Genomic DNA, 16,069 nt, shown 5'->3' on the forward strand with positions numbered 1-16,069 from the left:
TCAAACCTTAGCTAGTATATTTAATATCTTCTGGCATGCAAAACCATCGCCGTAAGGATTGTGAGCAAAACTCATTTCCTTATACGCCGTGTTGTCCACCAAAAGCTTATTCAGATTATTTACAATTGCATCTATATCAGTACCTACTAACTTCACAGTTCCAGCATCTATAGCTTCAGGTCTTTCTGTCGTATCACGCATAACGAGTACTGGCTTACCTAAAGAAGGAGCCTCTTCCTGAATTCCACCAGAATCGGTCAAAATAATATAAGAGCGAGTCATTAAGTAAATAAACGGCAGATACTGTTGCGGTTCAATTAGGAAGATATTCTCTATTCCATCTAAGATCCGATTAACAGGTTCTCTGACATTTGGATTTAAATGCATTGGATAAAGGATCTGACAATTTGGATGAGCCTTAGCAGTCTGCGCTAATGCTTCGCAAATTCGTTCAAAACCACCACCAAAACTTTCACGACGGTGACCTGTAACCAAAATCAATTTTTGAGCTTCGTTCAGGAATGGAAACTGCAATGCCAAGGTTTGTTTTAATACTTCATCCGACTCAATCTTATCTTTAACCATTAAGAGTGCGTCAATGACCGTATTCCCAGTGACTGTAATATCATCGATATTAACATTCTCTGTTAACAAATTTAGTTTAGATGTTTCAGTTGGGGCAAAGTGATATTTAGCAAGTACACCGGTAAGTCTTCGGTTGCCTTCTTCTGGCCAAGGAGAATATATGTTTCCTGTCCGAAGACCAGCTTCCACATGACCAACTGGAATTTGCTCGTAATATGCAGCCAAGCTTGCTGCAAATGTTGTCGCGGTATCGCCATGAACAAGTACTACATCAGGTTTAAAATCTTGCAGTACTGGTTTTAACTCTTGAATAATTTTAGCCGTTATATCATTTAGCGTTTGGCCCGCTTTCATCAAATTGAGATCATAGTCTGGTGTAATATCGAAGAGTTCAAGTACTTGATCAAGCATTTCTCGATGTTGGGCAGTGACGCAACATTTCGCTTCAAACCGTTCATCAGATGCTAAAGCATGAACTAGCGGAGCCATCTTAATAGCTTCTGGGCGAGTTCCAAATATTGTAAGTACTTTCTTTTTCGTCATGACATCAGACCTAGTTTAGAAGAACATCTACAAAAAGATGTTGAATAATTACACATTAATACGTCAGTATTAATGTTACGATTTTAGACAGGTTAATCGTCGCTAATCTAAATAGAACGTAGGTTTTTACAAAAACTATTTCAATAGTCTCTTTATTTAACCTTTTTATAATTTTATTTTTTAAAAAAAGACCTAATTAATACCAACATAACGGATAATATGCCGCCTAAAATTAAACCTAACAAACATATTAATGCTCGCTTGGGTTTAGCTTTTTCTTCTGGAATTAATGCTGGGTCGATGGTTTTAAACACATATTCGTCACGAACTTCGGCAAACATAATAGTTTTTGCCTGTTCTTCTATTAATTTATACAAAACGGAACGTATATCTGCAATATTTGTCTGTTGTATCTGAGTCTTTAAAAACTCTATACTTTTCTCAGCTTCAGCGACATCTCTCTGTTTCATTTCTGTATTAATATCAGCAACTAACCAGTTAACCCATTGCTGTGCTACTTGCGGAGATAAATGTTCTATATATACAGTAACCATACCAGTATCTTTTGCAGAATTAACTGCAAAAATTTTACTGAATTCTTTATATGCTTCTTGCATTGATGGTTTTGCTTTAAACGGGGCATCAACTATACGAAGCCATTTTTTATCACTTACATTATATAGCTCATCATCATAGTTGATTGTATTACTAGCCATATCCCACGTTTTAGCTGCCATCAAGTCAGGTAAAATACTATGTTTTTGAATAAAGTCACTGATAAATTGACGAGACTTCATCACTTCGATAGCCATTTGGGTTTTATCGACACCACCGCCGCCACCTAAGTTGATGCCAGCCATGCTTGCCAGGCCACCAAACTGTCCTGCAAGTGCAGCTAAACCACCACCTTGCTCTGTGTCTGCAGGTGTTAACAGCGCTTCTGACTTATAGATATTAGGCTGGTTAATGGCAAAAATAACAGCGCCGATTGAAAATACAGCAGTGATGGCAATAATTAACCACTTGCCTTGCCAAATAACAGCAAAAAGTTCGCGTAAATCGATTTCGTCCTTTTGAACGCTTTCTGTTGCTTGTTGTGAGGTAAGGTTTCCATCATAAGCAGGTTGTAGGTTTTGTTTAGTCATAAGTCTTTTTTGTCTGGGAAGCAGTGCGCTTCGCTTCTAGATTCGAGGACGCTTCGCGGCTAGGTTCTATAAAATCTTGGTAGCAAGCGATATCAAGAGATGACAAGCGGTTAGGGGCAATTGCAAGCCAAGTACCTAGGTGCTCGACCGCTCTATCCGTGAGCGCAGCGTTCGTTTGTTATCGCTTGTTATCGCTTTTTCATATCAGCGAAGCGGGCTAGATCCCTGATATCGCGGCAAATGCAACTGCAGAATTATAAATAATCTGAGTGACTTGCGACCAAAGCGTTAAGTTATCTTTGTACTCTGTATCTAGAGGGACAATAACAGTGTCTCCGGCTGAAATTTGAGAGTCGGAACTAAACCAGATGCTCTTTGTTGGCATCATCACTGAACCATTGGCTTTTATAACATAAATTCGGTCTTCGTCTCCGCGCTCTCTAGAGCCACCAGACAGTTGTAAATATTCTTCTAACGTTAAGCCTTCTTTAAATCTATGCGTTGAAGGATGCTGAACCTCACCCATTACTGCAACTGTTTGCTTGGTCGTTGGAACATACAATACGTCACTGTCTTCAAGTTGAAGATCGGCTTCTGGGATACCTAATTTAATTGCATTTAAATCAACAACCAAACGACCTACCGCTTTTATGTTTTCCAAATCAGTTAACATTAACTGTACTTCTGAATAACTACTGGCTAAACCGTCTTTTGATACACCACGAGTCGCAATGTCTCTGCGAAGTTGATCGGCTAACTTCTTAATTTCGAGCTGCTCTTGTAAACGAACGGATTCACGAACAAATACTGACGCTGAAGGATATGCAAATTCAGTAAACCCACCTGCTCTAGCAATCACGTCTGATAGCCTTTCACCACGTCTGATGTTATATGTACCTGGAAACTTAACTTCACCTTTGATTTCAATAACTTTTCTTTCTTGCCACTCTGGAGTCGTCAGAATAGTGACCATATCACGACCTTTTAGCTCGAGATTGTCTTCTTGACTGCCATTAATTGCTGCATGAAGGTTAATGGTTTTATGGATAATATCCGATACTATTGACGTAGTATGTGTGCGTGTTAGTTCTGCTCGCTCAATGTAGGCACCTTCTAACAACCCACCAGCGGCTTTAAGCAAGTCGGTTACGTTAGCGTTATTTGTTAAAGGATAAACACCTGGATGGCGAATTTTACCTGCTATAGCGACAATTCTTATGCCTTGTTGTGCGTTACCCTGAAGAGTCAGTTTGGTTACGATAGGATATAATAACTCTTTTCGCGACATCACATTACTGAGCTTGATTAAGTCGCGGTCTTCAAAAAGATTTGATAGCATTTTGGCGACTTCGCTACTGACTAGCGACTGTTCTTCAGATTCTTTTTCACTTAAGACAACGCCCGCAATCTCGTTGGTATATTTTTTTGCTACTGAATTGTCTAATGTTTCGAACCCTACTTTGAAAAGATCTGCATCCAGTAATGAATCACCTTTCAATGCTTCAACTTTATTCACTCGTTTCTTTACTAACGAGTTTAATTCAAAGCGATTTTGAGTATCGTCATTAAAGTTAAATATCATCACTTTATCACGAGGCTGTAAAGCCAGGTTTTGTACAGAATTAGGAGAAGTAATGGCTTCACCTGGGGCAAACTGTAACGTCTCAATATCGCCGTCCTTATTTATTTCTCGAATGATTAAGCCATAATCTAAATCAGCAGATATGAGTAAATCCCCCCAAATTGATGGCATAAGATCGCTAATACGCTGTTGCTTCCATTGATATTTACCAGGGCGAACCACTGCACCAACTACCGTAATGGCATCTTCGTACTGATTAGAGGCATTTTTAACTCGAATGTAATCGCCAGCTTTAGCTAAAGTGTTGTTACCTTTGGCGGATGTTAAATCGACATTAACTATGGTTTTTAATCCATTAGTATTATAGCGCTCAATACTGCTATTTTTCGGATAGGCACCTTGTTTAATACCAGCAGCCATATTGATAACATCTTCAATGGTTTCGTTCTTTTTCAGTTCATAAATAGCTGGGCGCTGTACTTCACCAGCAACACTGACTAAACCACCGATTGATGGGATGAATACCACGTCACCAGAACGGAGATTAATGTCTCCAGAAGCATCACCACGAAGTAATAAATCATATAAGTCGAATGAGCCAATAAGCTTACCACTTCGCTTAACTTGCACGTTACGAAGACTACCAATTTCATTTACCCCACCAGCAACGAATAACGCCTGAGTGATGGTTGATAAACTTGATACGGTATATGAGCCTGGTTTGTAGGCATCACCAGCGATGAAAATGCGAATTGAACGTAATTCACCCATGGTGATATTTGATTCAATGCCAATCATTTGCTGCTTTATGCGCTTAGACAGTTCTTGACGTAAATCGGAAAAGCTTAATCCGGCAACAGATACAGGACCTAAATCAGGAATTTGTACTGTACCATCACGATTAATAGTTAAACTGTATTCGTTGCTTTCTTTGCCGTATAACTGAACTTTAATAACATCACCAGGACCGACCATATAATCACTTGGTACAGGAACATCTGTTACTGGTGCAAAAGTTGTTGGTTCACCTTCAAACATTTCGTAACCGAAACGTTTTAGTGTGTCTTTGTCACTGTCTTCTTTAAAATCAAATTCATTCTTTTTATTTTTTTCTGTGTATTGATCTTTATCTTCTTTATTGCCTTTATCATCACGGGGTTCAACTACGTTAGGATTAGTAACGTTAACAGAATTATTAGAGCTACCTGAAATCATTGATGGATCGATACCATACTGACGGGCGATTCGTTCCTGTTCTGCTTTAGGTAATTGTTTAAACTGTTCAAGCATCTGCGGTGTAGGTGTAACAGCATTTGCTTGTGTTGTTAAAATAATAAGGGCTGATAAGCCAGCTATTAACACGTTTTTGGTTTTATGTAACACCAGGTATCTCCAATATTATTTTTTTAATTAAAATGGTTCTAGGAACTCGCAGGCTCGCCAGAGGACGGGCTTCGTCCTACTAGTGTTGCTGCGCTACTAGGGACAGCTTTGCTGTTAAGATTTTATAGCATCTAGCAGCGAAGCGCTCTCGCTTCGCTTTAGGAGCTTTAGCTTTTATGGCCTTGATCGCTTTCTATCTTTTTATCGACTTTTACCGTTTGTTATCGATTTTAAGACACGCTACCGCCCATGGATTACGGCTTCCAACATGCCCTTCGCTGTGCGAAATATATCTTTATCGCCGATATAATCTAAATAATCGGCGCGAAATTATACCTAAACGATAACTTTAATGTTGTAAGTAAATTGTTTTTTACTTACCTACAAATAGCAAAGTAGATAAAAACATTAATATTGGTTCTTTTTACCAATCAATTGGTTAAATAACAACCAAAGTTAAATATGTGAATAGACAATATCCTACAAGATCTAGGGCGGAAGTCTTAACATACTACTATTATTCTGTTTTGCTACCAGAAACAGGCGTTAGATTCGTCAACTCAACTAAAATCCTTTTCTGTTGCCCCATGATGTTAAATAACACATGGCAACGTTTATCTGGATTATTCTCGTCGAATATTGCTTCAAGGTCTTTAAACGGTCCATCGACAAATTTGACTTTATCGCCTTTGCCTAACGGTTTTACCTCTTCTGGTACATAACCTTGAACACGTCTTTTAAGCGCTGAAATAATTCTGTCGTCAATGGGAGTCATATCTTCTCGGCAGCCAACAATACGATTAGCACCACGTGTATTGTGGATTTTGCTGACGCTGGTCACAAGAGGATCAAAATAGATAAACAGGTAGCTAGGGAAAAGTGGTGCCGTAACCATTTGTGGTTTATTGCGGACCATTTTTTGCTGGGTGATCACAGGTAAATAACTCTCGACTTCTTGTAAAGCCAAATTTTGCTGTGCACGTACTTCATGACGTGGTTTGCAATACAGTAAATACCAAGATTTCATTATTACTCGCTTGTTTAGATTTGCTCATCAGTTTGAGCAAGTGACATCCCATTCACGACTTGGGATATTAACAAAATTACTTACTTATTTGAATGTGTTTTTGAGCCTTAATGCCTATAAATACAGCGTTTAAATCATTGTCTGGTTTTATATTAAGCAATAACACCATCATTTATTATCTACATTCAGAAGTAACTAATTGATTTATCATTCTACATTGACTTAACACTTTTAGCGCACAGCACTCGGTTAATTTTGCTTTATGTATAATAAAAAGTGCTTAGTAATGTCAATCTTCTTAAGTTGGCGGTTACCAAATGCAAACGCACAGTCTCAAAATCCGTTGATATTTTGTATACCTAAACAGATTTAACAACTAATTGACTGTCTTTTATCATGTTATTTTGCTTCCAGTTATGACAATCCAAATCTGACTTGACCGATTATTAAATTACTTACTCCATCGATAAATTATTGATCGACTATCGATCGATAATTTATAAATTCTGTTTGATGTTAGTCATTAATGTCAGTTTAAGGCGCTATAGATATTGCTAGCCTACAAAAAAAGAAAGCCTCGATAAACGAGGCTTTCATTAGATATTTTATGTTGACGTAAAGATTACTTATTCGGCTTGGGTGGGTAATTCATCATTACAGTACCAATTGCTTGATTGATAGTGTTAATTCTCTCTTCTGGAGTGCTTTGTTCACGCACGGTATCGGCCACAGTACCACGCCAAATTAACTTACCGGTTTTGTTGTCAACTAAGTCGACCATTAATGTGCCAACATCATATTCACGCACAGTCGTTTCACTATGAAGACTGCCGCCAAATCCCCAACGAGGGCCGTAATATGGGTTATAGCCGAAGTTACTGTTAAAGGTGTCGATATTGATTTTTTTATCTACTTTAGTGATGTAGTTAACTAATAAATCGGCATTTTGTTTGTCGGCTTTGCTGATGCCTTTTTGGCTTAATTGAGTTTCGACAGCAGCACGAACACGTTGGTCCATGAGTCCGTCTAAATGATAGCCCGCATCTTCATTTTTTTTCTCTACCCATGAATAGGTTTTATATTGTTCAAATGATACCGATGGATCGAAGTCTGAAGTAGATTTCAAGGTGCTACATGCGCTCAATGCTAATACTGCCGCAGCGATAAATAAGGTTTTCATACAGGCTCCAAAAACAAGATGTTAATTCTTATTAGCTTATAGAGAGCAAAGGCGTTGTCAAGTTAACAAGGTTTCATAACAAATGATAACAAACGGAAATAGTGTTAAAGAGCGATGACATGCAAAATCGATAACGAACGGTATAAGCGGAATAACGATGGCAAGCGAGACCCGCTTGTCATCGCTTGTCATCTATTACCATCGCCTGTCACCGCTCTTTTACATTACTAATCCACACTGTTTGGTAGGGTTGCAGTGACATGGTTTGGGTGATGTCTTCTATTGGCTGTCCGCTTAATAGATCAACCCAGTTTTCCGCAATAATAAGATTCAGTTCGTTAATGGGCAGATCGGTGATTTGGTCTGATACGTTACTGATACAGAAGATACTTTGTTTACGATTACGACTTTGACGCCAAAAACCAAATAGCTGTAACCCTAGATGTAAGGTGAATTGAGTGGCATTGGGATGAAATGCAATTTGCTGAGTACGGATATTGATTAAATTGGTCAGCTCGGTTAGCACTTGGCTATGATCGCTATTGGCATCATTTAGTTTTTCCGTTAATTGATTGAGATCCCAACGATGACGGTTAATGGCCCGATTATGGGAAGTATTGGCCAGTTTTTCATAGTCGTTGCGGGTTCCCAGTAAACTGTGGATATAAATACCTGGAATTCCTTCGAGCGCTAACATGATGGTATGAGCACATACAAAACGTTGCATTCCCCATAGGTCTTTACCTTTAGTGGTCCCTTGTAACGCATCAAACAAGGCTATGTTCATTTCGTAAGGTTTTTGCAGGCCATCTTCTGTGGTTCTTGATGAAATTTGGCCACCGAACTGCTTCATGGTGTCGACCAGAGTTTCAATCTCATCTTCATCGAGTAAACCCTCTGCCGGGCGCAAACCAATGCCATCGTGAGAAGCAATAAAATTAAAGTAAGTTGTGCCGTCTTGTGCGGGCGGCATACTCATAAGCCAGCGCTTTAAGTATAAGCAACTGCCGGTAATCAGGCTGTTGATCAACAAAGGCGGCAACGAGAAGTTATATATGCAATGTGCCTCGTTTGCATTACCAAAATAAGTTAAGTTTTGGGTGTTGGGAATGTTAGTTTCGGTAATGATAATGGCATCTTGTTGGGCGTGTTCAATTAATGTCCGCAATAAACGTACAACTTCATGGGTTTGCGGTAAGTTAATTGATTTATTGCCGACTATTTTCCATAAAAAAGCCACCGCATCGAGGCGAAAAATACTCACGCCCGCATCTAAATATTGACGAATGATGCGGACAAACTCGATTAATACTTGTGGATTACGAAAATCAAAATCAACTTGATCATGACTAAAGGTACACCACACATGCTGAGTTCCGTTAGGTGTCTCTGTGGGTCTTAATAGTGCTGACGTTCTTGGCCGAACCACCGCACTTAAGTCATCATTTAGATTGGCAGTAAAGAAATAGTCATGTCCTACACCCTCACCTTTACAGAAATTATCAAACCATAAGCTTCGACTAGAACAATGATTGATCACTAAATCTGACATCAATCGTCGTTTACTGGCGATAGCACTGATGTCTGCCCACGACCCGAGCCCTTCGTTAACACTTGAATAGTCGATAACCGAGAAACCATCGTCTGAACTGTAAGGAAAAAACGGTAAAATATGCACAGCATTGATGCAACTTAAATAGCTGTCGATAAATTGTGCCAGGGTGGTGAGTGGCCGCTCACCTTGTTGGACCACACTGTCACCATAAGTGATCATAATAATGTCTTTTTCAGACCAATGATTTACAAAGGGTTCGGGCACTTGACAATACTCGGTGATACGCATGATATCGATGAGCTGATCAGCCAATGCTGGCACACTTATGCCAATGTCGACATCGTTGTAAATACAGCTAAGTTGTTGCTGCAGCTTTTGCTGTAATCCATCCATTACTGACATAGGGTGTCCTCTTGGTCGATTTTGATATTAGCTAAACTCGGCATTATCGGCTTCAACAGCAGCTTTAAGCTGTTCAAGCACGTCGGGCATGGCACTCACGACTCGGCTCCATGTTGGCATAAACGGAGTTTCCATTGGATTATCTAAAAAGCGTTGCCCTGCCGTGACAATATTTTGGGCAAACATTTCAACCGCTTTTTCTTCTAGATGTATATCGGTGGTTAAGCCATTCATTAATGCATCATTATGATAGGTTTCGACATAATCGAGGGCAATACGGTAATACGTTGCCTTAAGGGTTCGGAAAGATTCGGTGCTAAAAGTATTACCTTGAGTGGCTAATTTTCGGAAAAATGCTTTGGTGATATCAATCGACATTTTAGACAAGCCCGCTTCTTCATTATCCAATGATAAGTCTTGATGTTTATGATCGTAATTGTCAGCAATATCGACCTGACAGATGCGATTATGGGCATAATTACGCTGCATTTCTGATAACACCCCAATTTCTAAGCCCCAGTCACTTGGAATACGTAGGTCGTTGAGCACGTCTCGTCTAAATGAAAACTCACCCGCTAATGGATAACGAAAACTGTCCATGTATTCTAAATATTCGTTATAACCAACCACTTTTTTAAGCGCTTTAATTAACGGTGTAACTAATAGACGTGACACTCGACCATTAATTTGCCCATTAGACACACGTGCATAATACCCTTTGCTAAATTCATAGTTAAACTGTGGATTAGCGACCGGATAAAGCAGTCTAGCGAGTAATGATTTTTCATAGGTCACGATGTCACAGTCATGCAATGCAACCGATTCTGTTTTGCCTGAAGCCAAAATATAGCCCATGCAGTACCAGACATTTCGACCTTTACCCAGCTCTTTAGGGGCTAAGCCTAACGCTTGTAGCTTTGCATCCAGCGCTTGTAAGCGCGGGCCGTCATTCCATAGTATTCGGTGATGCTGCGGTAACTCACCAAAAAAGCTTAGCGCATGTTTGTACTGCTTCAGATCGGCCCTATCTAATCCAATTACAATTTCGGATAAATACGGCACCTGTTTTAATTTACTGACAATATCTTTAAGTGCGGCGCCTTCTAGCTCTGAATACAGAGATGGCAAAATTAATCCTAACGGACGCGTTTTTGAAAACTTGATTAAGTCTTGTTCAAGCTCTTCATGAGTACGTCGGGTTAAATTATGCATTGTGGTGACAATGCCATTTTGATAAAAGTCGGCCATGTTACGCCCCTCCAAATGGTAGTTGGTTTAGCTGCGATTCAGCCGATGAAGACAATAGAGTTTGCTTAATGCATTCGGCCCAACCTTTAGGGCCGCACTCACTGCTTTGAATACTTTGTTTTTGGGTCGTTAATATGGGAAATGGATGAACAGGTGACTTAATTTGTATTGCAAGATCAGCGGCTTCGAGCATGGCATTATCATTACCACTGTCGCCGAGTGCAATGGTAGTCACTGGAGCGCTATATTGCTTGGAATAGATATCGGCTAACCATTTCATTGCCTTGCCTTTATCGCTATCTCCGCCCACATGTAGAAAGCGTCCCCCCTGCAGGGTATGTGCACCAACGCTTGTCATCAACTCAATAAAGGCTTGTTTATTAACTTCATTACCTTGCCAAAGTACTGGCTCGGCATAATGTCTAATCAAAGCCAATTTGGCATTATCGGGTGACAAATCGGTTATCTCACATAACTCTTCAACTGATAAAGATGAAAAACCAATAAAGTCATCGTTAAATGCCTGTGCATGTTGGTTTAATAATTCAAGCCAGTATTGTCGCGGCTGACAAAACTCTTTTATCCAATAATATCCTTGGGTAAATGTCCCCTCTGGCTGTTGGTCAAAATACCCAATTGGAATATAAACGACTGCACCATTTTCAGATATAAACGGTGAGTTAAACCCGATGGTTTGTTGTAACTTCGCCATTTCAGCAAAGGTTTTACTGGTATTAGCGATAATAGGAATATGGCGTTCATTCAATGCTTCAATCACTTCAATTGCATGACTAAAACTATAGTCAAAATGGTCCAGCAAAGTGCCATCGATGTCGGTAAAGATAAGTGGTAGTGTTGTCATATCGTATCCCTTTTCAATCATTGAATGCTGACTATCAAGAATGTTATCAAGCGGTATAAACGGTGACGAGCGATAACGAGCGATAACAAGCGATATCAAGCGATATCAAGCGATATCAAGCGATATCAAGCGATAGCGAGCGGTGACGAGCGGTGACAAGCTTAAAGCCTAGAAGCTAATTCGCTGCGCGGCTAGATTCTATAAAAGCTGAAAGCCAACGTTCACCCGTTTCCACACAATCCGCTTGTTATCGCCCTCACTTGTTATCGTCTGTCATCACTAAATTCGTAAGCACAGCATTCGCTTGTTATCGCTCGTCATAGATCTATCAGTAAGCGCAACGTCCGCTAGTTATCGTCTGTCATAACTCTACCAGTAAGCGCAGCGTTCGCTTGTTATCACCTGTCATAGCTCCATCAGTAAGCGCAACGTCCGCTAGTTATCGCTCGTCATAGCTCTATCAGTAAGCGCAGCGTTCGCTCGTTATCGTCTGTCATCACTAAATTCGTAAGCGCAGTTCGCTCGTTATCGCCTGTCATCACTAAATTCGTAAGCACAGCATTCGCTTGTTATCACCTGTCATAGCTATTTCTGTTGTCGCTGTAACTCAATTAACTGATTAGGTAGATTCAGGATATGTGCCAAACGTAATAACTTTGCACCTTAATGGCACAAATAGAGTTTACCCATTGATATTTTTGATATTATTTTCAGAATAGAAACGATGATGTGAAAAGGTGTATTGACCAGGATAAGAACATATGTGCAACAATGAATAAAAATTGCACCATTTTGGGGCAAAAAAAAGGAAGATGAGCGGTAAAGAGTGGTAACAAGCGATAGAAAGCGATAAAAAGCGATAAAAAGCGATAGAGCCTAGATGCTAGAACGCTACGCTGCTAGATGCTATAAAATCTTAGCAGCGAAGCTGTTCCTAGAAGCGCACTATCCGCGTAGCGGCCTAGAGTTTAGCATCTAGATTAATATTGGAATCTGGTGACTAAATCTTAGCAGCGAAGCTGTTCCTAGAAGCGAAGCGCACTATCCGCGTAGCTGCCTAGTATTTAGAATCTAGATGACTAGAGCGCTACGCTGCTAGATACTATAAAAGCCAAAAGACCTAGTAAATCGAACGATACTGGAATCTGGTGACTAAATCTTAGCAGCGAAGCTGTCCTTAGAAGCGCAGCGCACTATCCGCGTAGCGGCCTAGAATCTAGCATCTAGATTAATACTGGAATCTGGTGACTAAATCTTAGCAGCGAAGCTGTCCCTAGAAGCGCAGCGCACTATCCGCGTAGCGGCCTAGAATCTAGCATCTAGATTAATACTGGAATCTGGTGACTAAATCTTAGCAGCGAAGCTGTCCCTAGAAGCGCAGCGCTCTATCCGCGTAGCGGCCTAGAATCTCGGCATTAAGTTAGAACTGGTTTTCGAAATAGCTTTCAATAATTAACACCGCTGACACCGCATCAATTTGACCTTTGGTTAACGCTTTAAAACCACCCAATTCAAATAAACGGGCTTTAGCATCTGCAGTGGTTAAACGTTCGTCTTGGGTGGCAATTTTAACGCCAAAACGACCGTTAATTCGATTAGCAAATTTCCGAGCCCGTTGAGTCATCTCTTGCTCGGTGCCGTCCATATTTAACGGTAAACCGACAACAACAAGATCTGGTTGCCATTCTTTCAATAATTTATCGATATCATCCCAATTAGGGATCCCATCAACCGCTTTAATTGATAATAAAGGTGTGGCGCTAGCTGTAATGGCTTGACCTATAGCGACACCAATACTTTTGGTGCCGTAGTCGAACCCTAAAACGGTTTGTGGTTGCATGTTTATCTCTTTAATCGAGCGAGAATAATTTAATAAGGGCAAAGAGCCTACGCTTCGTACGTAGAAATGGCGGTGACAAGCGGTATCGAGCGATATCAAGTTATTACGAGCGATATCAAGCGATTACGAGCGATTACGAGCGACATCAAGAGATTACGAGCGACATCAAGAGATTACGAGCGAAAAACCTAAGTTCTAGAGTCATTGTGTTCGTAAGCAAACATGCGCTTTTCATCTCGTTCGGATTTCATCGTTTTAATCGCTGTTCCTGCTTATTATCACTTGTCACCGTCTATGATCTAATAACCGCTTATTATCACTTGTCACCGTCTATGATCTAATAACCGCTTGTTATCGCTTGTCATCGTCTGTGATCTTTTAACCGCTTGTTATCTCTCTACCCGCTTGTTACCTTGCTTTAAGCATGTCCGACTTGGCTGGACATTTGCCAAATATCAAACCCGAGCTGTTGGGTAGCCATTAGCCACATTTGTTCAGGCTCAACGTTAAATAATAACTCTGGTGTCGCTTTAATCGTTAACCAGGTGTTGTCGGCAATTTCTTGTTCAAGCTGGTCTTTACTCCAACCAGCATAACCTAGCGCAACAATAAAATTTTCGGGTGATTTATCAGAACCAATCGAGGCTAATATATCTCGCGAGGAGGTTAACATAGTCTCTTCGCTAATTTCAGTGCTGTTAACCCAGTGCTTTTGAGGCGTGTGTAACACAAAACCACGTTCGGGAGCGACAGGGCCGCCAATGAGCACTTGACTGTCTAAGGAGAATAAAAACTCTGGCGACAGATAGAGTTCCATTTGTTCAAGCAGATCTTCAACCTCAACACCGATTGGACGGTTAACCATTAAGCCCATGGCACCTTTTTTATCATGCTCACAAATGTATATCACCGAGCGCTCGAAAAATGTGTCATCTAATGATGGCATTGCAATTAAAAAGTGATCTTTGAAATTATCCATATGCTATCCCCAATAGTGTTTTAGCGTTTTGTATTATCCACCCGCTAATTTCACAGTGAAATTTAACTTTTCTAATATGGATTTTATTTGTTCGCGATTGTCAGTTTGTACTTCAATGCAGAAGTCTTTCACTGTACCACCGCAGCCACATTGTTTCTTCAATTTTTGCGCAAGGTCTTTTAAGGCTTTTTCATCTAATTCGAGCCCTTTGATAACACTTACGCCCTTACCTTTACGCCCTTTACTGTCTTTATGGATCCGCACTATACCGTCGCCAGTGGGTACTTCAGCTTGTGGCTTTGGCTGATCAATACGACCTTTATCAGTGCTATAAACTAATGCGATATTGGGATCTATTCTCATATTATTTCTTTAGCAGTAAAACATTATTTGAGTTTAACAAATCATAAAAGCAGAGGCGAGCAATGTAAGGCGATTAAAAGAATGATAACTGGCGGTGAAGAGCGGTGGAAAACGATAACGAGCGATATAGCGAGGTCGAAGGAAAACAAGCGGTGAAGAGCGGTGGAAAACGATAGCGAGCGATATAGCGAGGTCGAAGGATAACAAGCGGTGAAGAGCTAAAATTAACATCGGAGAAATTACATCGCTGCTAGATTATAAAGATCTTAACAGCGAAGCTTGTCATCGTCTGTTCACTTGTTACCGCTTGTTACCCTCATTTCATCGTAGTTTCTTTTCGATGAAATTATAGAAAAGGTTTTACCAGATTTGCCATCATATTGATGTGGTCGTCGTTGTCATTTAGACATTCAATGTATCTGAAGTTTTTGCCGCCGGCATCTTCAAATACGTGACGATTTTCGCCTTTGATTTCTTCTAGGGTTTCTAGGCAATCGGCGCTAAATGCTGGGCAGATGACGGCGATGTCGGTGATGCCTTTGGCTGGTAGGCTGGCGATTGTTGCGTCGGTATAAGGTTGTAACCATTTAGCCTTGCCAAAGCGAGACTGGAATGTTGCAACGTAATCGTCTTCACTTAAGCCTAATTTTTCGACCACTAAACGAGTCGTTTTCAAGCAGAAACAGTAATAGGGATCGCCTAAATGCAAATTACGCTCAGGCATACCATGGTAAGACATCACTAGTTTTTGCGGTTTACCGTGCTGATCAAAATCTTTTTGGATAGATGCTGCAAGCGCATCAATAAGATCAGGGTTGTCATGGTAGGTGTTTATAAAATGCAGTGCCGGGATATATCGCCATTTCATTAATTCTTTAGCTAAAGCATCAAATGCTGAACCCGTTGTTGGCGCAGCATACTGCGGATATAAAGGCAGAACAACTAGGTTATCTACGCCTTGTTTATGCATAGCTTGTAAGGTGCTCGACGTTGATGGCGAACCATAACGCATCGCTAAATGTACACTTGCATCGTACCCTTGCGCTTGAAGATGTTTGGCTAGTTTGGCTTGTTGACGTTGGCTGATAGCCAGTAAAGGGGAGCCCTCGTCGGTCCAGACTTGTTTGTATAAGGCTGCTGATTTAGCAGGACGAATACGTAAAATAATCCCATGAAGAATAATCATCCATATCAGCTTTGGAATTTCGACTACTCGAGGATCCGCCAAAAACTCAGCTAAATAGATGCGAACAGCTGATGCAGTAGGTGCATCTGGTGTACCTAGATTCAATAATAATACACCAGTTTTGCCACGAGCTTTGTGGCCGGTGTCTTTATCTAACCCTGAAAATCTAGCCAAAGTATCTTCTCCGTT

12 protein-coding genes are annotated in these 16,069 nt (G+C 40.5%); all 12 read right to left on the reverse strand.

Annotated features, from left to right (window positions below):
• The 12 genes from wecB to hemH all read right to left on the reverse strand — a co-directional run bounded on the left by wecB (position 1) and on the right by hemH (position 16,054).
• The gene (gene wecB, locus GUY17_RS15235; protein WP_162023646.1) at positions 1-1,128 is read right to left on the reverse strand and encodes a non-hydrolyzing UDP-N-acetylglucosamine 2-epimerase; all 1,128 of its coding nucleotides are present in this window, start codon (positions 1,126-1,128) and stop codon (positions 1-3) included.
• Between the two features lie 173 nt (positions 1,129-1,301).
• Positions 1,302-2,273, reverse strand: a complete 972-nt coding sequence (locus tag GUY17_RS15240; RefSeq protein WP_162023647.1) for a Wzz/FepE/Etk N-terminal domain-containing protein — start codon at positions 2,271-2,273, stop codon at positions 1,302-1,304.
• 217 nt (positions 2,274-2,490) lie between these two features.
• The gene (locus GUY17_RS15245) at positions 2,491-5,238 is read right to left on the reverse strand and encodes an SLBB domain-containing protein (RefSeq protein WP_162023648.1); all 2,748 of its coding nucleotides are present in this window, start codon (positions 5,236-5,238) and stop codon (positions 2,491-2,493) included.
• A 517-nt stretch (positions 5,239-5,755) separates the two neighbouring features.
• Complete coding sequence (rfaH, locus tag GUY17_RS15250; protein WP_162023649.1) at positions 5,756-6,265, reverse strand: transcription/translation regulatory transformer protein RfaH; 510 nt, start codon at positions 6,263-6,265, stop codon at positions 5,756-5,758.
• Between the two features lie 622 nt (positions 6,266-6,887).
• Positions 6,888-7,445: a DUF4136 domain-containing protein gene (locus GUY17_RS15255; RefSeq protein ID WP_101086418.1), complete on the reverse strand. Its 558-nt coding sequence runs from the start codon at positions 7,443-7,445 to the stop codon at positions 6,888-6,890.
• Positions 7,446-7,653: 208 nt separating this feature from the next.
• Complete coding sequence (locus GUY17_RS15260; RefSeq protein ID WP_162023650.1) at positions 7,654-9,402, reverse strand: sugar phosphorylase; 1,749 nt, start codon at positions 9,400-9,402, stop codon at positions 7,654-7,656.
• A gap of 27 nt (positions 9,403-9,429) precedes the next feature.
• Positions 9,430-10,650 (reverse strand): glycosyl transferase, encoded by a 1,221-nt coding sequence (locus tag GUY17_RS15265; RefSeq protein ID WP_101086416.1) that lies wholly within the window; start codon positions 10,648-10,650, stop codon positions 9,430-9,432.
• Between the two features lies 1 nt (position 10,651).
• On the reverse strand, positions 10,652-11,512 hold the full coding sequence (locus GUY17_RS15270; protein WP_162023651.1) for an HAD-IIB family hydrolase: 861 nt from the start codon (positions 11,510-11,512) through the stop codon (positions 10,652-10,654).
• A 1,420-nt stretch (positions 11,513-12,932) separates the two neighbouring features.
• On the reverse strand, positions 12,933-13,352 hold the full coding sequence (ruvX, locus tag GUY17_RS15275; protein WP_059744132.1) for a Holliday junction resolvase RuvX: 420 nt from the start codon (positions 13,350-13,352) through the stop codon (positions 12,933-12,935).
• A 418-nt stretch (positions 13,353-13,770) separates the two neighbouring features.
• Positions 13,771-14,331 (reverse strand): YqgE/AlgH family protein, encoded by a 561-nt coding sequence (locus tag GUY17_RS15280; protein ID WP_101086414.1) that lies wholly within the window; start codon positions 14,329-14,331, stop codon positions 13,771-13,773.
• Positions 14,332-14,364: 33 nt separating this feature from the next.
• A complete protein-coding gene (gene yciH, locus GUY17_RS15285; RefSeq protein WP_059744130.1) occupies positions 14,365-14,694 on the reverse strand; it encodes a stress response translation initiation inhibitor YciH in 330 nt (109 codons plus the stop codon).
• A gap of 346 nt (positions 14,695-15,040) precedes the next feature.
• Positions 15,041-16,054, reverse strand: a complete 1,014-nt coding sequence (gene hemH / locus GUY17_RS15290; RefSeq protein ID WP_162023652.1) for a ferrochelatase — start codon at positions 16,052-16,054, stop codon at positions 15,041-15,043.
• Positions 16,055-16,069 lie beyond the last annotated feature (15 nt).

Source organism: Shewanella sp. Arc9-LZ (assembly GCF_010092445.1).
GTDB lineage: Bacteria > Pseudomonadota > Gammaproteobacteria > Enterobacterales > Shewanellaceae > Shewanella.